The organism is Caballeronia hypogeia (assembly GCF_001544875.2).
In the GTDB taxonomy this organism is placed as follows: Bacteria; Pseudomonadota; Gammaproteobacteria; order Burkholderiales; family Burkholderiaceae; genus Caballeronia; species Caballeronia hypogeia.
In genome coordinates, this window is the sequence record NZ_FCOA02000003.1 from 294,169 (window position 1) to 312,561 (window position 18,393).

Sequence of the window (18,393 nt, forward strand, 5' to 3'; positions counted from 1 at the left end):
CCATGTATCGATTCTAGGTCACGCTTCGAGCCGCCTCACGCCGCCCGCCGCGCGCGCTGCTGCGCATGCGCCGCGAGCCGCACCGCCGCGTTGGCCGCGCCGTAACCGTCGTAGCCGCCGCGCCGCTCGATCACTTCGAGGAAAAAGCGCTGATCGAGCTGCTCCGTGTACGCGTGGTAGAACTCGCCGCCGCGCTCGTCGCGATCGTAGAGGATATTGTGCTCGCGCATCGTGTCGATGAGATCGTCCGGCAGGCCGAAGCGCGCGACCAGATCGTCGTAGTAATTGCCCGGAATGCGCAGGAACCGGACGCCATCGGCTTCGAGGCGCGGGATCGCGTCGAAGATATCGGGCGTGCTGAACGCGACGTGATTCAGACCCGAGCCGCGATACGTCGAAAGCGATTCCGACACCGCCGTATAACGATCCACCGACGCGTTCAGCGCAATGCGCACCGAGCCGTCACGACTGCGCACCGCGCGGCTGCGCACGAGACCATAAGGGTCCGGCACGAGCACCGCCGCCTCGGTCTCGAAGCCGAACGCGCTGCGGAAGAACAGCACCCAGGTGTCGAGCGCATCGGCGGGCAGCGAGAGACACACGTGGTCGATGCGCGACAGCGGCCCGACTTCGTACGGACCGTCGATGTCGGTGAGAACGAAGTCCGATTCCCACAGCGTCGGGCCGCCGGGCGCTTCGTCGACGAAATAGTCGAGGCTGCCGTCCGGCGACTGCACGCCGGGCACCTCGCGCTCGTTCGGACCGATGCGTCCCGAGAACGGCTTGGAGCCGTATGCCGCGGCGCGCTCGAACGCCTGCTTCGCGTCATCGACATGAAATGCCGACGCGCACAGCGACAGGCCGTGCTTCATGAAGAACGCGCTCGCGAACGAATCCGCTTCGGCGTTGAGCACGATCGAGCCCGCGCCATGCCGGTACAGCGCGACGTCCTTCGAACGATGCTTGCCCGCGAGCCTGAAGCCGAGCTTGCCGAGCCATTGCGCGAGATGCGCGCGCGTGCTGTCGTCGACGGCGAATTCGAGGAACTGGAAGCCGATGTGCTCCGGCGGCGCGGGTGGATTGAACAGCTCCGGCGGCGCGTTCTCGCCCATCAATGCGCGAGTCTGCTCTTCGAGGAAACGCAGCGAGCGATAGCCGTCCGCCGCGGTGATCGTGGTCGGCGCGGCGCGAAAGCCGTCGTTGAAGATTTCGAGCGACAGCGGGCCCTTGTAACCCGCTTCGAGCACGCGTGCGGTGAAACCCGCGACGTCGAATGCGCCCTGCCCCGGAAAGCATCGATAGTGGCGGCTCCATTCGAGCACGTCCATCGCGAGAATCGGCGCGTCGGCGATCTGCACGAACGCGATACGATCGCCCGGAATCGACGCGATCTCCTCGATGCTGTCGTTGATCGACATCGTATGGAAAGTGTCGAGCGCGAGCCCCAGGCTCGGATGATTCACCGCATCGACGAGTTTCCACGCGTGCTTGTACGAATTCACGTAGCGGCCCCACGCGAGCGCCTCGTACGCGACGATCACGCCCGCCTCCTGCGCGATGTTCGCGAGCACGCCGAGCTGATCGGTGATCAGCGCGTCGTCGCGGATCACGTCCGGCGACACGCTGCTGCACACGAGTATGCGGTCCGTGCCGAGCTCGTGCATCAGCTCGAACTTGCGCTTCGCGCGCTCGACGTTCTTCGCGAGCCGCTCGGGGCTCACGCCGTCGAAATCGCGGAACGGCTGGAACAGATAGATTTCGAGGCCCAGGTCCGCGCACATGCGGCGCACGTCGGCGGGCGTGCCGTCGAAATACAGCAAATCGTTTTCGAAGATCTCGACGCCGTCGAAACCCGCCGCCTTGATGGCCTGCAGCTTCTCGGGCAGCGTGCCGCTGATGGACACCGTCGCGATGGAAGTCCGGATTGAACGCAGCATCGCTGCCTCCTCTTGCAATCAATGAGATGCGGGGATGGATCGGAGCGGTGTCTTCCAGTTTAGAACGTCCGCGCGGCGGACGTGGCGGAAGTGACGCAAGCGCGCAATCCATGTCATTGTGCGAGATAATAACAAACTAACTAGACCGTACAAATTAGTGAAAACACGAACCGACAAGTCTCGCGCGTGCGTTCACACTGCGACGTACTCAATTTCGCACTGCAGCATGCAGTGCTCATCCATGCCGGAGCGCACGCATGACCAACAAGACTTCGTATCTCATCGGCCTGATCGGATCGGGCATCGGCGGCTCGCTCACGCCCGCCATGCATGAAAAGGAAGGCGCGAATCTCGGGCTCAACTATGTGTATCGGCGTATCGATCTGCAGGCGCTGGAGCTCGAGCCCGCCGCCCTGCCCGATCTGCTGGATGCCGCCGAGCGCATGGGTTACGACGGCCTGAACATCACCTATCCGTGCAAGCAAAGCGTGATCCCGTTGCTCGACGGCCTCGATCCGGACGCACGCGCGCTCGGCGCGGTGAACACCGTGGTGCTGAAGGACGGCAAGCGGGTCGGCTACAACACCGACTGGTCGGGCTTCGCGCGCGCGTTCCAGCGCGGGCTGCCGGGCGCGCCGCTCGAGCGCGTCGTGCAACTGGGAGCGGGCGGCGCGGGCGCGGCCGTCGCGCATGCGGCGCTCGCCATGGGGGCGCGCGAACTCACGCTGTTCGACTCCGACGAAGCGCGCGCGGCATCGCTCGCGGCCGAACTCGGCGCACGCTTCGCGGATCGCGTCGTGAAAAGCGGCGGCGATCTGCGCGACACGCTGGCGCAGGCGAGCGGCCTCATCCACGCGACGCCCACCGGCATGGCGAAGCTGCCCGGCCTGCCGCTGCCGGCCGAGTATCTGCACAAGGAATTGTGGGTCGCCGAGATCGTCTATTTCCCGCTCGAAACGGAGCTGCTGAAAGTGGCGAAGGCGCTCGGCTGCCGCACGGTGAGCGGCGGCGGCATGGCGGTGTGTCAGGCGGTCGATGCGTTGCGCATCTTCACCGGCCGCGAGCCGGATGCCGAGCGCATGTTCGCGCATTTTCAGAGCCTGCTGGAACGATAAGCGGCTCGACGCAAACTAAAACGGCGACCTCGTTGGAGCGTCGCCGTTTTTGCATTCCGCGCGGGAGAAAAGCTCAGTCGTCGCGCCGCATGAAACGCTGCACCGCATCGACGATCATCTCGCGATGACGCGCCCGCGAACGCGGTCCCGACGGATCGCGCCCGAACGCCGCGCCCCATGTATGACGATTGCCGACGCGATGAAAGCAGAACGAGCTGATCATCAGGTGCAGGTCGATGGGATCGACGTCGTCGCGAAACTTGCCCGCCGCGACGCCGCGCGCGATCAGTTCCTCGATGGTTTTCACGACCGTTGAATTGCGCGTCTTGAAGGTCTTCGATTGTTCGATGTACTTCGCGCCGTGAATGTTCTCGATGGTCACGAGCCGCACGAAATCGCGATGCTTGTCGTGATAGTCGAACGTGAAGCCGACAAACTCGCGCAATGCTTCTTCCGGCTCCATTTCCGCGAGCTGCAGTTCCTGCTCGAGCGCGCGAATATCGCCATAGACCTGCTCCAGCACCGCTTCGTACAACCCTTCCTTGCTGCCGAAGTAGTAGTACAGCATGCGCTTGGTGGTGTTGGTGCGCTCCGCGATGGCGTCGACGCGCGCGCCGGTCAGGCCCATCGCCGAGAACTCCTGCGTGGCGATGTCGAGAATGTTCCGCTTGGTCTCCTCCGGATCGTACTTGCGCCTCCCTTCCACCGTGGTCGACGAGGGCGCAGCACTGGCGGCCTTGCTTCCTTTTTTCATTTTTCTGTCTGAGAACGGCATTGGAAATCGATTCTAGCACGCGATATTGGCGCATCTTCGCCATAACGGACATTCGGCGCACGGGGCTTCACCTATAATTTTTCGACCCCGCAGACAAATGAAAAAACCGATGCGCAAGACATCTTCGAATCTCATCGCCGGCCTGTTTCTCGCTGCCTGTTCACTGAGCGCTTCGGCGCAAACGGCCGTCCCGCCCGGACATCCTCCTCCCAAGCAACTGATGGCCGCCGAAGGCGTCATGACGAGCGCGAACATCGCGCGCGGCGCGGCGGACGTCTGCCATATCGATGCCGCGAAGATCGCGCGTTTCAAGGATGTCGTGCGCACGAGCTATCCCGATGCGCCCGACTTCGAAGGCGAATGGAAGCTCGGTCTCGCACAGGCGCAGCCGACCGTCGATCGTTTCGCCAAGCTGAAGACCAGCAATCCCGCCGAGTATCAGAAGGAGATCGGCGAGGCGTGCCCGGCGCTCAATCGCGGCATCGACGAAGTGACGACGCAACAGCAATAAGCTGCAGCGCTCAGCCGTTCTTGTCGTCGTAGTGCGCGCGCTTTTCGGCGTACATCACGGCGTCGGCGCGTTGCAGCATCGCTTCGAGCCGCTCGCCGTCCTGCGAGGTCGCCGCGCCCATGGCGAAAGAAAGCGGCATGCCGGAATAAAACTGATTATTCACTTCGAGCAACTGACGGATGCTGTCCATCACGGTTTCGGCGCCGCGCTCGTCGATGCCGGGCAACAGCACCATGAACTCGTCGCCGCCGATTCTCGCCGCCTGAAACGGCTTCTCCACCGCCTTGCCGAGCACTTCGCCCGCGCGGCGCAAGAGCGCGTCGCCGGCGGCGTGGCCGAGCTGGTCGTTGACCGCTTTCAGGCCGTTCACGTCGACCGCGATCGCCGTCACCGGGAACGGTCCCTTGCGCTCCAGCCGGTTGATCTCATCGATATAAAACGAACGGTTCTTGAGCTTGGTCAGCACGTCGTGCTTGCCGAGAAACTCCAGATACGCTTCGGCCTTCTTGCGCGCGGTGATGTCCGTCAGCGCGACGAGCACGAGATCCCAGCGCGCCTCGTGTCCCGGAAACACCGAGAATTGCAGATGGACATGCACCTCGTTGCCGTCTAACGCATAGTTGAGCACCTCGCGCTGATGGAACAGCTTGCCGTCCCACAGATCGATCAGTTGCTCCTGGAAGTGCTGCTGCATGTCGTCGCGGAACACATCGGGCAGGCGCGCAAGCAGCGTTGCCTTGTCGGGCGCGGCGAACATGCGCAGCGTGTGCTGATTCACGTCGCGCACGTGGATTTCCTGCATGCAGCGCTCGACGAACTCGGGATGCACGTTCGTGAATGTGCGAAAGTCGACAATGCCGCGCTCGCGCACATCATCGAGCAGCGACTTCACGGAGCTGAAGTCTTCCACCCACAGCGACACCGGCGAATGCTCGAACAGCCCGCGCGCGTAGAGCTCGCTCGCGGCGGCGGTGCGCCGCATCGCCTCCAGTTCGGTGATGTCCTCGATCGTGACGAGCACGCGGCTCCAGGTCTCTTCGTGTCCCGGCAGGATGACGGCCTTGAGCAGCACGTCGAGACGCCGTCCGTCGAGCGTGTAGTTGACCGTCTGGCTCACGAAGCGCGACTTGCCGGACCACAACTGCTCGAGTTCGTCGACGTGCGTGGTCAGCATGTCGTCGCGAAACACGCGACCCAGGTTGTGCACGAGATGATCGACGTCCTTCGCGCGAAACAAAGACAAGGTGCGCTCGTTGACCTTCACCACACGAATCCGCGACGAGCATTCGGCGATCTGCGCCGGATTCTCGCCGAGGTAGGCGCGCAGGTCGGTCACGCCGGCCGCGCGCCAGCGCTCGAACTGCTCGCGCACGGCGCTGAAATCCTCGAGCCAGAGGGACACGGGTGCGAGTTCGAACATGTCGGCATCGTCCGTGGGCGCGCTCGCCGGCATGAACTGGGCGGCAACGCGGCGCGGGTCGTTTGGCATGGTCATCCTTTCGGCTGGCGCCGGCTCATCGTGAGTCGTCGATCGATACCTGAATTCATCTCATTATTGTAGCGTGCGATATTTCCGCGCCCCGAGCCCGATGTTTCGGCCACGAGCGCCATATCGGGGGCGGATGCTAAACTCGATTGGCTCCGTCTCGAGAAAACCTGTCTCGTGCAAGCCTCTCGGGCACATTTGCTGCACGCGTCGACGAGACCGGGTCACGCAGGCGCGGAACCGCTGCCGCGCGCCGGGCCGCATCCATTCACCCCGCTAGAAGAAGGAGGCACGACTCTCATGGCTGATTTCCGTATCTGGTCCGACGACTTTCCCGCGAACGGCTTCATGACGCACGCGCAGGAATTCGACCAGCAGGCCTTCGGCGGCTCGGGCGAGAACATCTCCCCGGCGCTGCAATGGGAAGCGCCGCCCGCCGACACGCGCAGTCTCGCGCTCACCGTCTACGATCCCGACGCGCCCACCGGCAGCGGCTTCTGGCACTGGATCGTCGTCAACATTCCGGCCGATGTGCGCTCGCTGCCGCGCAACGCCGGCAAGGCCGACAGCAGCCTCTTGCCGCAAGGCGCGCTGCAACTGCGCAACGACTACGGCACGGTCGGCTTCGGCGGCGCGGCGCCGCCGCGTGGCGACAAGCCGCATCGCTATATCTTTCGCATTCACGCACTCGGCGCGGAAAGCCTGCCGCTCGACGTGAACACGACCAACGCGGTCGCGCGCTTCATGACCCATCTCAACGAGATCGATTCGGCGACCTACACCGGTCTATACGAACTGAAATAAGACGCTGGCTCCCGGCGCGGCGGCGTACAGCCGCGCGCCGCCGCCCGACCGAACAAGCCATTTGACAACGGCGCCTCATAAGAGGCGCCGCGCCACTCCCCGCCCATCGATGGATTCCGAACAAGGTCTGCCGCTGCCCCAGCGCTACTGGGCCATTGCCGTCGTCGCGCTCGGCATTACGCTCGCCGTGCTCGACGGCGCCATCGCCAACGTCGCGCTGCCGACCATCGCGCGCAATCTGAATGCAACGCCTGCCGATTCCATCTGGGTCGTCAACGCTTACCAGTTGACCATCACGATTTCGCTGCTGCCGCTCGCCTCGCTCGGCGATCGCATCGGCTACCGGCGCGTGTATATGGCGGGCCTCGCGCTCTTCACGCTGTCGTCCTTCGCGTGCGCGCTGTCGGGGTCGCTTGTCGCGCTCACCATCGCGCGCGTGGTCCAGGGCTTCGGCGCGGCGGGCATCATGAGCGTGAACACCGCGCTCGTGCGCATCATCTATCCGCCCGAACATCTCGGGCGCGGCATTTCCATCAACGCGACGGTCGTCGCCATCTCGTCGGTGATCGGGCCGACGGTCGCGTCGGGCGTGCTCGCTGTCGCGCCGTGGCCGTGGCTCTTCGCAATCAACGTGCCGATCGGCCTCGCGGCCTTCGCCATCGGCTGGAAGTCGATGCCGCGCACGCCGGGGCATCGGCAGCCCTACGACTACATCAGCGCGATCATGAACGCGCTGTTCTTCGGCATCGCGATCGTCACGGTGGATGGCATCGGGCACGGCGAGCATCGGCCGTATCTGATCGGCGAGATCATCGCGACGGTAGTCATCGGCTATTTCTTCGTGCGGCGGCAACTGACCCAGAGCGCCCCGCTCCTGCCCGTCGATCTGTTGCGCATTCCGGTGTTCGCGCTCTCGGTGGGCACCTCAGTGTGTTCGTTCTGCGCGCAGATGCTGGCGTTCGTCTCGCTGCCGTTCCTGCTGCAGGACCATTTCGGCATGAGCCAGGTCGAGACCGGCTTCCTGATGACGCCGTGGCCGCTCGTGATCGTGTTCGTCGCGCCGATCTCCGGCGTGCTCGCGGACCGCTATCCGGCCGGTTTGCTGGGCGGCATCGGCCTCGCGATACTGACCGTCGGACTCGTGCTGCTCGCAACAGTCGGCGCGCATCCCGGCGCCTTCGACATTTCCTGGCGCATGGCCGTTTGCGGGCTCGGCTTCGGGCTGTTCCAGTCGCCGAATAATCGTCAGATGCTGGCCTCCGCGCCGCGTCATCGCAGCGGCGGCGCGAGCGGCATGCTCGGCACCGCGCGGCTGACCGGGCAGACGCTGGGCGCGGCGCTCGTCGCGCTGATCTTCGGCATCGCGCCGCAGCAAGGCGGCGTGGTCGCGCTGGCCCTGGCGGCGGCATTCGCGGCCGCTGCGGCCGTGGTCAGCATGCTGCGCCTGACGGGCAAGCGCGGCGTCGAGGCGGCCTAGTTCGTCCCTGCGCAGGCCGTTCGCTGGGCACACCCTTTGCTGAAACTTCGAGCATGGATTCCGCACGCGCGGAACGTTCGAAATCAGCAACAAGGAGTGTGTTCATGGCCATTTCCCTCAACGGCTTCAAGGTCGCGATTCTCGCTGTCGACGGCTTCGAGCAGGCCGAACTCGTCGAGCCACAACGTGCGCTCACGGAGGCGGGCGCTCAGGTGCATGTGGTGTCGCAGAAGCCCGGGCAGATTCAGGGCTTCAAACACGTCGACAAGGGCGACAAGGTCAATGTCGATGTCACCTTCGATGCCGCCAACGCCGGCGACTACGATGCGCTCGTGCTGCCGGGCGGCGTCGTCAATGGCGATGCGATCCGTCTCGACGCGAAGGCGCAGAGCTTCGTGCAGGAGGCGGATCGCGCCAAGAAACCCATTGCGGTGATCTGCCACGGCGGCTGGCTGCCGATCTCGGCGGGCATCGTCGCGGGCCGCACGATGACGAGCTGGCCGAGCCTGCAGGACGACGTGCGCAATGCCGGCGGCACGTGGGTCGATCAGGAAGTGCAGATCGACGGCAACCTGATCACGAGCCGCAAGCCCGACGACATTCCCGCGTTCAACCGCGCGCTGATCGAGGCGCTCGGACGCGCTCGCGCCGCTTGAAGCGGCGACAACGGAGCCTGTCGATGATCAATTCCTCAGCGTCACACTTGTGCGCGTTCGCGCTGACACTCGGCGCCGTCTGCGCGCTCGCGGCGTTCCCTTCCGCTCATGCCGACGACACACCGGCGAGCAAAAGCGCCGCGCAAGCCGAAAAGCTCTCTCCGGCCGACCAGCAGTTCCTGCAGGACGCGAGCGCCGCGGGCGCGACGGAAATCGCCGCGAGCAAGCTCGCGCTCACGCACGCAAGCGACCACCAGGTGCGGGAATTCGCACAGCGAATGATCGTCGATCACACCAAGCTCGCGCGCAATCTCGACGTGCTCGCGAAGCGCCACGGCATCACCGCGCCGGCCGCCGCCGACTCCGCCTTGATCGGCAACCTGCAAAATCTTCAGGGCGCCGAATTCGACAAGGCCTATATTGAAAAGGTAGCCGTCGACGGGCATCAGAAGGCGGTCGAGTTGTTCAGGAACGAAAGCGAGAGCGGCAAGGACACTGCGCTGAAGGCGGCGGCGACCAAGGCCTTGCCGGTCATCAGCCACCACTATGCGATGGCCCAGCAACTCGCGAAAACGAAGGCCGCACCATGAGCCACACGAATCTCGCCGTGCGCGCCGCCATTCCTCGTGCCCATGCGCGCCCCGATGCCCGTCCCGCCTATGAGGACTCGACTATGCACATCACGTTCGCAGACGCAGCCCCTGTCTACGACGGCGACGATCTCGCCGTCCACTTTTCCGCTCTCGTCGACAGCGAGCCGGTCGTTTGCTCGATCACGGCCGAAGCGCTGGAAGACCATTTCGGCGCGAAGTCGTCGCGGGAGGACGACTTGCTCGTTGCGTTCGCGCACGGCACGGCGCGCATTCGCGCGGTATGCGCCGAAGCGCTCGACGAGAACGGCGGCCGCGCGGTCGTGCTGAGAAGCGGATTGTTTCGCGTCGCCGGCATGGAGCCGGAGTGAGCGCGCGCTGACGGACGCGCACGCCGCGATCGACGAACCGGTTCAACCCAACGCCAACAAGGAGGAAACATGTCCCTGATCATTGCGGGCCGATTCCAGACCTTTCCCGCCGCGGAATCGGCAGCCCAGCGGCTCTTCGCGCGCGGCTTCGTGGAAGAAGACGTGACACTGTTCTTCGTCAATCCGAGCGGCCAGCACGCGCGCTATCCGGTCGGCGGCGACGTCGGCACCGACGCGGGCGCGAGCGGTGCGCCCAAGGGAGCCGGCAAGGGCGTGACGATCGGAGCGGTCGCGGGCGCAGTGGTGGGCGCGGCCGTGTTCGCGGTATTTCACGCACCGTTGCTCGTTTCGGTGATCGCGGCGGGCGTCGGCGCTTATGTGGGTTCGCTGATCGGCGCGATGTCGCATACGAAGAAACCGCGCGTCGCCACCCAGGCCGAGGAGCCGATGCGCCACGCGGGCTTGCTGGTGGCCGTGCATGTATCGGCCGATTCGCAGGATCAGGCGGCGACGATATTGCGCGAGGCTGGCGGCATGGATATCGAGCGCGCTTCGGGCCGTTGGAAACAGGGCCGCTGGAGCGATTTCGACCCGCTGCAGCCGCCGCATCCTGTGAACGAGTTCGCGCAATCGCGCGTGTGAACTTCCGCCGATGAAGAACGCCCGCGCACGCGGGCGCTCTGCGTTTCAGACCCAGAGCGCGTGATCGCGGGCCTGGCGCGTGGTGGCGCGCATGCAATCGGCGGGAAGAGCGGCGGGCAAACTGGCGGGCAGCAGCTCCGCCTTCGTTGCGCTGGCGACGGGCGATTCGCAGATGCGCCCATTGTTCGCGCCCGATGACGCCGCCGGTTGATCGGTGGAAACGCGCTGGCGCACATGCAAGGTAACCGCCGAGGCGACGATCGCCACGAATATCAGAAACTCGCGATTCGCGAGCTGATTGAAGAATTTCACGCTGTTCTCTCCTGTTGCCGTCGTCATGCGCGCATCTCGTGTCGGACACGCGCTGTGTAGTGCCGTGTTTGACAGCAAGACACATGCCGTGCGGTCGGGTTGCGGGCACGCCTCGTGCGCAATGAATCGCGAGCCGCAATCCCGCAGCTACGCAGTGGCAATGTCGAAACGAAAAGGAGGTGTTACATGAGCACGAATGTCGTATCGGTACTCAACGATCTCGTCGAAACCTCGAAGGACGGTGAAAAGGGTTTTCTGAAGGCGGCCGAGGACACGCGCGATCCGAGCCTCAAGCTGCTGTTTCAGAACCGCGCGCAGAAGTGCGCTGAAGGCGCGCGCGAATTGCAGGACGCGGTTACACATCTCGGCGGCAAGCCGGAAACCGGCGGCTCGATGACGGGCGCGCTGCATCGCGGCTGGGTCGATGTGAAGTCGGCCATGACCGGTCACAGCGATCACGCGATTCTCGCCGAATGCGAGCGCGGCGAGGACGCGGCGAAGAAGAACTATCGCCAGGCGCTCGACAAGGAACTGCCCGCCGATGTCCGCGCGATCGTCGAACGCCAATATCAGGGCGTGCTCGAGAATCACGACCGTATTCGCGATCTGCGCGACCAGTACGCAGCCGCGAAGTCCTGATTCGATGAAGCAGGCGGCCCCGCGTGTGCGGAGGCCGCCAAAAGCGAACGGCCGCGCAATGCGGCCGTTCGTTCGTCAAGCGCGTAGCGACGCGCTACAGGGCTTATGCGGCTAACCCTTATTGCGGCTGGCCCTTGTCGTTGGTGCCCAGCGCCGAAGCAGCAGCGGCAGCGGATGCGCCCTTCTGCTTGTGCGCCTTGTTCTGCTGGTGCAGATAGGTGCCCTTCTGCTTCGTCGCCTGCGCGCCGCTGGCGGCTGCGTCGGAGGCTGCCTGCGCGAACGCCGTCGTCGAGAATGCCAGCGCGAGCGCGCCGATCAATGCCATCTTTTTCGTCTTCATGAAGAGCTCCTTTTGTCCGGGACTCTGAAACGCCGGGCTATTGCACGTTCGCGAGCCGCCTGTGTAAGTAACGTCCTGAACGGTCGTACTCGCTATTTGAGTTTCGAAGTGCTGCGAGTGAAGCGACTTTAACGATGCGACTTGATGATGCGACTGAAGCAGGCGAGGCAGCAATGCCCTCATGCGCGAACCCGCGCTGTGCCCGACTCAGCGCCCTGGGCGCCTCGTCGAACCTAACGCGGGTCCGGACCTGCCGATTCTCAACCGCGGCCCGCCGAAGCGAGGCCGGGCATACGCACTATGCCATTACTTCGCGGCAATTTTAAGATGGTTCTTCACGGAAGCAACACCCGAGACGTTCGAGACGACATCTTCCGCGGCGGTCTTGTCTTCGGCCGACGGCACCGAGCCGGTCAGCGAAACAACGCCCGCGCGCGTCTTCACGTGGATATGCGTGGACTTCACGTTCTTCGCGCCGAGCAGCTCGGCCTTGACCTTGGTGGTGATCGCGCTGTCATCGACCTTCTGGCCCATCGACGTGTCGGCCTTTGTCGAAGACGCCGCCGTGGTTTGTGCGCCAACGTTCAGCGCGAACACGACACATGCGATGCCACCGGCTGCCTTCAGGATTTGAGTCGTCTTCATGGCAATACTCCCATTTTTTCGATTCTGGTCTTGCACGCCCCGCGTAGCGACTGTTCCCATGTGCGAGGCGGCTCTTTGTCACGTTCGCGCCGTAGCACGCGAAACGTCCCTTCCCACCCGCAACTTGCGTGCCGCCCCGCTCGTCATGGCGATCCGCTCGCTTTCCGCGCGCCGCGTGAAACGCGTTCGTGCGCTTCCAGACAAATCTTCGACGTTACTCCGAGCAGCCGTCGGCACGCACTCCCCGCGCGGCGGGAACGTCCCGCGAAACGCGCGGCGCTTTTGTCTGAGCGCGTGTAAAAACTGCGTAAAAGAGGCCAGCGAAAGACGCAAAAAGAATGCAGCGACAAGGGAAAAACGCTGTCGCGGCGCGCGTTTGCCGGACAATGGCACGAATGCTGCTTTATTCCCTCGCAAACCTGCCCATCACGTCCAGAACAATCGAGGATTAGCAAGCAATGCCGCCTACACTCGAACTCCGCGCGAAGCAAAGCCTCGCACTCACGCCGCGTCTTCAGCAGTCGGTCCGTCTACTGCAACTCTCATCGCTGGAGTTTCAACAGGAACTGCGAAACGCGCTCGACACCAACCCCTTTCTCGAATACGACGAGTCGCAGACCGAGGACAACGCGCTCGGCGCGGACAATGGCAGCTCGATGACCGACTCGACCTTGTCGACGGCCACCGACACCACGTCCGAAGCGCCGCTCTCGACCGAAACCGGCATGGAGAGCGAAGCGTCCGCCGACACCAGTTCGCGCGACGACAACGTGAGCGAATTCTCCTCCGATCCGTTCGGCCGCGGCGCGTCGCGCAACAACGGCGACGGCGAGGGCTCAGATCCCGCCGACTGGGTGCGTATCGAACCGTCGCTGCACGAGACGCTGCACGACGCATTGCGCCTCTATCAATTGAACGAACGTGACCGCGCGGTCGCGCAACTCATCATCGAGGCGCTCGACGACGACGGCTATCTGCGCCAGGAGTTGAGCGAGCTTGCGGCCGTCGTCGAGATCGAGCCCGCGATCGGCGAGGATGAACTGAGCATCGCGCTCAAGCTCGTGCAGTCGCTCGACAAGCCGGGCGTCGGCGCGCGCAACCTGTCCGAATGTCTGACGCTGCAACTCGACGCTCTCGACGCAGAGATCCCCGGCCGCGAGGTCGCGCGCGAGATCGTCGCGCATCATCTGGAGCGCCTCGCGCGGCGCGAGCAGGCCGAACTGCAGAAGAAGATCGGCTGCAGCGCCGATGAGTTGCGCATCGCCTGCGCCCTCGTGCGCCGTCTCGATCCGAAGCCGGGCGAGAACTACGGCCAGAGCGAGGACAACTACGTGGTGCCGGACGTCATCGTGCGTCAGGTCAAGAAGAGCTGGGTCGTGACGATCAACCCCGCCGTGCTGCCGCGCGCGCGCATCCACCGCATGTACGCGGAACTGTTCGCGCAGTCGGCGGGTGCGAGCCGCTCGCCGCTCGCGCAGCAGTTGCAGGAAGCGCGCTGGCTGATCCGCAATGCGCAGCAGCGCTTCACGACGATCCAGCGCGTGGCCGAGTGCATCGTCTCGCATCAGAAGGCATTCTTCGACTATGGCGAGATCGCGCTGAAGCCGCTCGTGCTGCGCGATGTCGCAGACGAGCTCGGCCTGCACGAATCGACCATCTCGCGTGCGACGGGCAACAAATACATGGCGACGCCGCGCGGTATCTTCGAGTTCAAGCACTTCTTCCCGCGCGAGCTTTCGACGGAGTCCGGCGGCACCTGCTCGGCCGCGGCCGTGCGCGCGCTGCTCAAGGAAATGATCGCGAAGGAGAACACCCGCGATCCGCTGTCGGACGTGAGTCTGGCGAAGATGCTCGCGGACCAGGGCGTGATCGTCGCGCGTCGGACGGTGGCGAAGTATCGCCATCTGATGAAGGTGCCGCCCGCGGAATTGCGTCGTCAGGCGTGAAGCCGCGAGACTGATTTCTCGCTCTCAAGCGTTCGGCGACGACCCGGTCAAGCGAGGCGCCTGAACGACAGGAGCGTAGGCGACAGGCCGTCCGTTCGCGGACGGCCTTTTTTTGCGCGCGATATCCGTGGATGGGTCTGGCGTTCAGCGCCAGCCCGACGCGCGGTGCGTGCGCTTTCTCGCCGCCGTCGCCGCGAGTTCCGCGCCCAGCAGGAACACCGCCGCCGAGTAGTAGAGCCACATGAGGATGATCGCGAGCGACCCCGCCGCGCCGAACATGTTCGCCGTGCCCGCGTGGTTCAGATAGAACGCGAACAGCCGCTTGCCGGCCTCGAACAGCATCGCGGCCGCCGCCGCGCCGAGCGCGGCGTCGCGCCACAGCATGCGCGTGGTCGGCAGGAACTTGAGCAGCACGCTGAACGCGATCATCAGCACACCGAGCGATATCACGCGCCGCGTGAGCCCCGAGAGCACCACGAACGGACTGCCGTCGCCGAGCACCCAGTGGCCGAGAACTTCGACAAGCGCGTCGGCCACCAGCAGCGCGGCCACCAGAAGACCCGAGCCGACGACCAGACCGAACGACATCACCCGCACGCGCAGCAGCGTGACGATGCTCTCGCGCGTGCTGACGGCGGGCGTCGGCCAGATCACGTTCAGCGCGCTGTGAAGCGAAGAAAACGTCGCCGATGCGCCGATCAGCACGCCCGCCACCGAGACGATCGCAGTGCTGCGCGCGATATCCGCGTGCCACGCGTTCGCGACGATCGCCTCCAGCGCATGCGCCGCATCCACGCCGACGACGCCGCTGATTTCAGCGAAGAGGCGCCCCTGCACGGCGTCGGCGCCGAAGAACACGCTCGCCACGGCGATCACGATGACGAGTGTCGGCGCGAGCGAAAACGCCGCGAAGAATGCGATCGCGGCCGAAAACATCAGGCAGTGATCCTGGGTCCATTGCGTGACCGGATCGACGATCCACGAGAGCCAGCCGAAACGCGACGTGCGTCCCGAGGCGATCGGTGCGGTTTCGGAAGGAACGTCCTGGTCCATCGGCTGAGGGCGTGCGCGCAGCGAAAAGAGTCAACGGACGATGTTAGCCCCGCAGTGCGTTGCGCGTGTAAAAAGCGGCGCGCTCCGCGTGGAACGCGCCGCTTTCGGGCTGCTTTGCGCCGCGAGTCGGATTACGGCTGCTCGTCGTCCGGATCGGCGTCCTCGTCGGCCAGGTCCCGGGTGATGCCTTCGACTTCATCGGGAAGAATGTCGGCATCGGTTTCGAGATTGTTGTCGCCATCCGCCGACGCCGCTTCGCCCGTGCCATAGCGGTCCGTGTCGCTGTTCAGCTCGGCCTCGGACTGCCCGAGCGCGTGGGCGTCGAGTTCGTCCTCGATTTCCCCCGGATAGCGCTTTTCCCCCTGCACGTCCGAGCCGCTGTCGGACGAATCGCTGGGTCCAAGCGCGCCGGTGCCGTGTCCCTTGCCGTATTCCACGCCGTCGTCTTCGGGCGGGTTCAGTGTGCTTCCGCTCATCATTGACCTCCTTCGATCGTGTCCCTGACGAACCCGCAAGTCCCATTCCGCGAACGAAGCGCCCGCACACGAAAAAGCCCCGCGCTTCTCGCGAAGCGCGGGGCCGTCAATGCAAGACAATTTTCTGCGCGGATCAGGCTTTCGCCGCCGGACGCTTCGCCTCGGTCGCGCCCTGCCTTACCGTCTTGACGGTCTTTTCCGTGACGGACGTAGCCGTCGCGACGCTGCGCAGATCCGACAGGAACGAATCGCGCCACACGGAAAGATTGTTCTCGCGCAGCGGCACCATCATGTCTGCGTGGCGCGCCTGACGCTCGGCGAGCGGCATCGACAATGCGCGCTCCAGCGCCTCCGACATCTGCGACAGATCGAACGGATTGACCACCAGCGCACCCGGCAGCTGATCCGCCGCGCCCGCGAACTGCGACAGCACGAGCGCGCCCGGATCGGCCGGGTCCTGCGACGCGACGTATTCCTTCGCGACCAGATTCATGCCGTCACGCAGCGGCGTCACATAGCCGACTTGGGAAAGGCGGAACAGCGCCATCAGCAGATTGCGTTCGTACTTGCGGTTGAGATACTGGATCGGCGTCCAGTCGAGCTGCGCGAAGCGCCCGTTGATGCGTCCGGCCTCGCCCTCCAGATTCTGACGGATGCGCTGATAGGTCTGCACGTCCGAGCGTGTCGGCGGCGCGATCTGCACGAGCGACACGCGGCCATGCCAGCCCGGCGCGTTCAGAAGCAGCCGCTCGAAAGCCTGGAAGCGCTCGACGAGTCCCTTCGAATAATCGAGGCGGTCCACGCTCATGATGAGCTTGCGGCCGCGCATGCTGTCGCGCAGGCTCTTGACCTGCTTGCGGTTGGCGAATTGCTCGGCGGCCTTGGCGATGGCGTCCGGATAGATGCCGATCGGATACGCGCCGACCTTGAGCATGCGGCCGAAGGCCTGCAACATTCCGTCGTCGTCGTTGAAGTGGCCGCGCCCCGTGCGCTCCACATAGTCGATGAACGACTGCTTGTCGGCGTCCGTCTGAAAGCCGACGACGTCGTACTGGCACATCGCCGCGATCAGTTCCTCGTGCGGCGGCACGGTGCGCATCATCTCCGGCACCGGAAACGGAATATGCAGGAAGAAGCCGATCGGATTCGCGACGCCTAGCTTGCGCAGCTCCTGCGCGAACGGGAGCATGTGATAGTCGTGCACCCAGATGATGTCGTCGGGCTTGAGGAACGTCTTCAGCTTCGTCGCGAGATTCGCGTTGACGCGCATATAACCCGCGTACTCCTCGCGATCGAAGCGCGAGAGGTCGTTGCGATAGTGAAACGTCGGCCACAGCGTGGCGTTCGAGAAACCCCGGTAGTACTGGTCGTAATCGCGGCGTGTGAGCCCGACCGTCGCGTAGGTCACCTTGCCGCCCTTCTCCACGACAGGAGCGCCCGCCTCGCCGACGATCTCCCCGCTCCATCCGAACCACACGCCCCCAGTCTCCTTGAGCGCGTCCAGAACGCCGATGGCCAGGCCGCCTGCGCTCGGCTTGCCTTCCTGGATCGGCGCGACGCGATTCGATACCACGATCAATCTGCTCATTACAGCATCACCTCATCAGTTGTCGTTGCATGCTCGAATTGGCGATTAAGGGTATGCAACATCTGTGCCTTTCTACTGATTTTGGTAAATAAATATTTGTATGGAGATGTTACGGACGAACGAAAACACGCGACGCGCGGGCGTCGCGTAGAAGTTTTCTTTTTATGCCGGATCGCGGACCAGCCGAAGTCACGAGTCCTGCTCGGAACCCAGGTCGCGCTGATATTCGATTCCCTCGCGCCGCACACCGCCCTGGTTATGCTCGCCATCGGGCGGAGTGCCAGGCGCGGGGCGGTTCTGGCCGGCGGGATCGTGGTCCGCGGGCGGCGCGGACGCGCTCTGCGCACCGGCGGCCTTGGCGGCTTCGGCGCGCGCTTCGCGCTTGGAGGAATGACGCGCGGAGCGTCGAAGTGCGGGGTGCCTCATGATGCCTCCGGAAAAGAAGGCCGTCGCGGTAGTGACGTCGGCGGCGTCGGGCCAGTGCGCTACGGGAGCGCAGCTTCAGAAAAAATGACCGGCGACCACGCGTGTCGACGGTCATTGTTGCGTCGTCCGTTGTAATCCCTACGTCTGGGATGAAACTTATTCAAACCTTGCACGAATTCTGGGCATTGTCCAACGTCTGCGGTTCAACGTCCTGCGGCTTGCCGCGAGTTCGCTGCTGACCCGCTAATACACGTGCGGCATATCACCCGGTCCCGGCGGCGGGTCGCCGATCGGCTGGGACGGCGGCACGGGCGGCTCGCGCGTCGGGTCCGGAATCGTGTCGGGCTGATTCGGCGTGTCCGGTGGCTGATCGGGCGGGGTCACCGGCGGGTCCGGCGGCTGCGGCGTCTGTGCTTCGATACGGGCACCTTCGAAGGTGCGAGCGGGAACGCTGAGGGACATGACAGGCTCCTTGCGGTCTTGTGATCGTACTTTTCCGCATCCAGCGCGCGTGCGCCTTCGCGCAATGCGCGGATGTCACCAGATCGGCAGCAAGGTACATGCCCCTCGGAGCGGCTCGGCCCGCATCCTCCTGTCACATTAT

At 64.5% G+C, this 18,393-nt stretch carries 21 protein-coding genes; 10 read left to right on the forward strand and 11 right to left on the reverse strand.

The features are described from left to right. Positions 1–35 precede the first annotated feature (35 nt). On the reverse strand, positions 36–1,925 hold the full coding sequence (locus tag AWB79_RS07410) for a bifunctional sugar phosphate isomerase/epimerase/4-hydroxyphenylpyruvate dioxygenase family protein (protein WP_061167007.1): 1,890 nt from the start codon (positions 1,923–1,925) through the stop codon (positions 36–38). Positions 1,926–2,194: 269 nt separating this feature from the next. Between AWB79_RS07410 and AWB79_RS07415 the strand changes: the two genes are divergently transcribed. Then, positions 2,195–3,052 (forward strand): shikimate dehydrogenase, encoded by an 858-nt coding sequence (locus AWB79_RS07415; RefSeq protein ID WP_061166747.1) that lies wholly within the window; start codon positions 2,195–2,197, stop codon positions 3,050–3,052. Between the two features lie 73 nt (positions 3,053–3,125). On the opposite strand, the gene AWB79_RS07420 is transcribed toward AWB79_RS07415, so the two are convergent. Further along, positions 3,126–3,806, reverse strand: coding sequence for a TetR/AcrR family transcriptional regulator (locus AWB79_RS07420; protein ID WP_061166748.1), 681 nt, complete (start codon positions 3,804–3,806; stop codon positions 3,126–3,128). A 130-nt stretch (positions 3,807–3,936) separates the two neighbouring features. Here AWB79_RS07420 and AWB79_RS07425 point away from each other — a divergent pair, with 130 nt between their 5' ends. Continuing rightward, on the forward strand, positions 3,937–4,338 hold the full coding sequence (locus AWB79_RS07425; RefSeq protein WP_061167008.1) for a hypothetical protein: 402 nt from the start codon (positions 3,937–3,939) through the stop codon (positions 4,336–4,338). A 10-nt stretch (positions 4,339–4,348) separates the two neighbouring features. Here the strand turns inward: AWB79_RS07425 and AWB79_RS07430 are convergent, their stop codons facing one another. Further along, complete coding sequence (locus AWB79_RS07430) at positions 4,349–5,827, reverse strand: sensor domain-containing diguanylate cyclase (protein WP_082862300.1); 1,479 nt, start codon at positions 5,825–5,827, stop codon at positions 4,349–4,351. A 297-nt stretch (positions 5,828–6,124) separates the two neighbouring features. On the opposite strand from AWB79_RS07430, the gene AWB79_RS07435 reads away from it, so the two are divergent. The 6 genes from AWB79_RS07435 (at position 6,125) to AWB79_RS07460 (ending at position 10,364) form a co-directional block, all read left to right on the forward strand. Then, entirely contained in the window at positions 6,125–6,628 is a 504-nt protein-coding gene (locus AWB79_RS07435; protein WP_061166749.1) for a YbhB/YbcL family Raf kinase inhibitor-like protein, read from the forward strand. 109 nt (positions 6,629–6,737) lie between these two features. Continuing rightward, a complete protein-coding gene (locus tag AWB79_RS07440; protein ID WP_061166750.1) occupies positions 6,738–8,105 on the forward strand; it encodes an MFS transporter in 1,368 nt (455 codons plus the stop codon). Between the two features lie 104 nt (positions 8,106–8,209). Then, positions 8,210–8,761, forward strand: a complete 552-nt coding sequence (locus AWB79_RS07445) for a type 1 glutamine amidotransferase domain-containing protein (RefSeq protein WP_061166751.1) — start codon at positions 8,210–8,212, stop codon at positions 8,759–8,761. A gap of 23 nt (positions 8,762–8,784) precedes the next feature. Next, positions 8,785–9,351 carry a DUF4142 domain-containing protein gene (locus tag AWB79_RS07450; protein WP_061167010.1) on the forward strand — a complete coding sequence of 189 codons (567 nt, stop codon included), beginning with the start codon at positions 8,785–8,787 and terminating at the stop codon, positions 9,349–9,351. 83 nt (positions 9,352–9,434) lie between these two features. After that, positions 9,435–9,722 (forward strand): DUF1488 family protein, encoded by a 288-nt coding sequence (locus tag AWB79_RS07455; protein WP_061167011.1) that lies wholly within the window; start codon positions 9,435–9,437, stop codon positions 9,720–9,722. Between the two features lie 69 nt (positions 9,723–9,791). Continuing rightward, positions 9,792–10,364, forward strand: a complete 573-nt coding sequence (locus AWB79_RS07460; protein ID WP_061166752.1) for a glycine zipper domain-containing protein — start codon at positions 9,792–9,794, stop codon at positions 10,362–10,364. Positions 10,365–10,409: 45 nt separating this feature from the next. Here the strand turns inward: AWB79_RS07460 and AWB79_RS07465 are convergent, their stop codons facing one another. Beyond that, positions 10,410–10,703: a hypothetical protein gene (locus tag AWB79_RS07465; protein WP_061166753.1), complete on the reverse strand. Its 294-nt coding sequence runs from the start codon at positions 10,701–10,703 to the stop codon at positions 10,410–10,412. A 159-nt stretch (positions 10,704–10,862) separates the two neighbouring features. Between AWB79_RS07465 and AWB79_RS07470 the strand changes: the two genes are divergently transcribed. Continuing rightward, on the forward strand, positions 10,863–11,315 hold the full coding sequence (locus tag AWB79_RS07470) for a PA2169 family four-helix-bundle protein (protein WP_061166754.1): 453 nt from the start codon (positions 10,863–10,865) through the stop codon (positions 11,313–11,315). Between the two features lie 118 nt (positions 11,316–11,433). Here AWB79_RS07470 and AWB79_RS07475 read toward each other — a convergent pair whose 3' ends face one another. Continuing rightward, complete coding sequence (locus tag AWB79_RS07475) at positions 11,434–11,655, reverse strand: hypothetical protein (protein WP_061166755.1); 222 nt, start codon at positions 11,653–11,655, stop codon at positions 11,434–11,436. A gap of 306 nt (positions 11,656–11,961) precedes the next feature. Then, positions 11,962–12,300: a BON domain-containing protein gene (locus tag AWB79_RS07480; RefSeq protein ID WP_061166756.1), complete on the reverse strand. Its 339-nt coding sequence runs from the start codon at positions 12,298–12,300 to the stop codon at positions 11,962–11,964. A 458-nt stretch (positions 12,301–12,758) separates the two neighbouring features. On the opposite strand from AWB79_RS07480, the gene AWB79_RS07485 reads away from it, so the two are divergent. Then, positions 12,759–14,246: an RNA polymerase factor sigma-54 gene (locus AWB79_RS07485; RefSeq protein WP_061166757.1), complete on the forward strand. Its 1,488-nt coding sequence runs from the start codon at positions 12,759–12,761 to the stop codon at positions 14,244–14,246. 144 nt (positions 14,247–14,390) lie between these two features. On the opposite strand, the gene AWB79_RS07490 is transcribed toward AWB79_RS07485, so the two are convergent. The 5 genes from AWB79_RS07490 to AWB79_RS07510 form a co-directional block, all read right to left on the reverse strand. Continuing rightward, positions 14,391–15,299, reverse strand: coding sequence for a YihY/virulence factor BrkB family protein (locus AWB79_RS07490; protein ID WP_061166758.1), 909 nt, complete (start codon positions 15,297–15,299; stop codon positions 14,391–14,393). A gap of 131 nt (positions 15,300–15,430) precedes the next feature. Next, positions 15,431–15,778, reverse strand: coding sequence for a hypothetical protein (locus AWB79_RS07495; protein WP_061166759.1), 348 nt, complete (start codon positions 15,776–15,778; stop codon positions 15,431–15,433). A 130-nt stretch (positions 15,779–15,908) separates the two neighbouring features. Continuing rightward, on the reverse strand, positions 15,909–17,363 hold the full coding sequence (gene otsA / locus AWB79_RS07500; RefSeq protein ID WP_061166760.1) for an alpha,alpha-trehalose-phosphate synthase (UDP-forming): 1,455 nt from the start codon (positions 17,361–17,363) through the stop codon (positions 15,909–15,911). Positions 17,364–17,552: 189 nt separating this feature from the next. Then, complete coding sequence (locus AWB79_RS07505) at positions 17,553–17,789, reverse strand: hypothetical protein (protein ID WP_061166761.1); 237 nt, start codon at positions 17,787–17,789, stop codon at positions 17,553–17,555. Between the two features lie 243 nt (positions 17,790–18,032). Then, positions 18,033–18,251: a hypothetical protein gene (locus AWB79_RS07510; RefSeq protein WP_061166762.1), complete on the reverse strand. Its 219-nt coding sequence runs from the start codon at positions 18,249–18,251 to the stop codon at positions 18,033–18,035. Positions 18,252–18,393: the final 142 nt, after the last annotated feature.

What these genes read in the sequence shown, in the direction of transcription:
- AWB79_RS07415 (WP_061166747.1), top strand. Translation starts at nt 2,195, where the DNA reads ATGACCAACAAGACTTCGTATCTCATCGGCCTGATCGGATCGGGCATC.
- AWB79_RS07420 (WP_061166748.1), bottom strand. Translation starts at nt 3,806, where the DNA reads ATGAAAAAAGGAAGCAAGGCCGCCAGTGCTGCGCCCTCGTCGACCACG.
- AWB79_RS07425 (WP_061167008.1), top strand. Translation starts at nt 3,937, where the DNA reads ATGCGCAAGACATCTTCGAATCTCATCGCCGGCCTGTTTCTCGCTGCC.
- AWB79_RS07430 (WP_082862300.1), bottom strand. Translation starts at nt 5,827, where the DNA reads ATGCCAAACGACCCGCGCCGCGTTGCCGCCCAGTTCATGCCGGCGAGC.
- AWB79_RS07435 (WP_061166749.1), top strand. Translation starts at nt 6,125, where the DNA reads ATGGCTGATTTCCGTATCTGGTCCGACGACTTTCCCGCGAACGGCTTC.
- AWB79_RS07440 (WP_061166750.1), top strand. Translation starts at nt 6,738, where the DNA reads ATGGATTCCGAACAAGGTCTGCCGCTGCCCCAGCGCTACTGGGCCATT.
- AWB79_RS07445 (WP_061166751.1), top strand. Translation starts at nt 8,210, where the DNA reads ATGGCCATTTCCCTCAACGGCTTCAAGGTCGCGATTCTCGCTGTCGAC.
- AWB79_RS07450 (WP_061167010.1), top strand. Translation starts at nt 8,785, where the DNA reads ATGATCAATTCCTCAGCGTCACACTTGTGCGCGTTCGCGCTGACACTC.
- AWB79_RS07455 (WP_061167011.1), top strand. Translation starts at nt 9,435, where the DNA reads ATGCACATCACGTTCGCAGACGCAGCCCCTGTCTACGACGGCGACGAT.
- AWB79_RS07460 (WP_061166752.1), top strand. Translation starts at nt 9,792, where the DNA reads ATGTCCCTGATCATTGCGGGCCGATTCCAGACCTTTCCCGCCGCGGAA.
- AWB79_RS07465 (WP_061166753.1), bottom strand. Translation starts at nt 10,703, where the DNA reads ATGACGACGGCAACAGGAGAGAACAGCGTGAAATTCTTCAATCAGCTC.
- AWB79_RS07470 (WP_061166754.1), top strand. Translation starts at nt 10,863, where the DNA reads ATGAGCACGAATGTCGTATCGGTACTCAACGATCTCGTCGAAACCTCG.
- AWB79_RS07475 (WP_061166755.1), bottom strand. Translation starts at nt 11,655, where the DNA reads ATGAAGACGAAAAAGATGGCATTGATCGGCGCGCTCGCGCTGGCATTC.
- AWB79_RS07480 (WP_061166756.1), bottom strand. Translation starts at nt 12,300, where the DNA reads ATGAAGACGACTCAAATCCTGAAGGCAGCCGGTGGCATCGCATGTGTC.
- AWB79_RS07485 (WP_061166757.1), top strand. Translation starts at nt 12,759, where the DNA reads ATGCCGCCTACACTCGAACTCCGCGCGAAGCAAAGCCTCGCACTCACG.
- AWB79_RS07490 (WP_061166758.1), bottom strand. Translation starts at nt 15,299, where the DNA reads ATGGACCAGGACGTTCCTTCCGAAACCGCACCGATCGCCTCGGGACGC.
- AWB79_RS07495 (WP_061166759.1), bottom strand. Translation starts at nt 15,778, where the DNA reads ATGATGAGCGGAAGCACACTGAACCCGCCCGAAGACGACGGCGTGGAA.
- otsA (WP_061166760.1), bottom strand. Translation starts at nt 17,363, where the DNA reads ATGAGCAGATTGATCGTGGTATCGAATCGCGTCGCGCCGATCCAGGAA.
- AWB79_RS07505 (WP_061166761.1), bottom strand. Translation starts at nt 17,789, where the DNA reads ATGAGGCACCCCGCACTTCGACGCTCCGCGCGTCATTCCTCCAAGCGC.
- AWB79_RS07510 (WP_061166762.1), bottom strand. Translation starts at nt 18,251, where the DNA reads ATGTCCCTCAGCGTTCCCGCTCGCACCTTCGAAGGTGCCCGTATCGAA.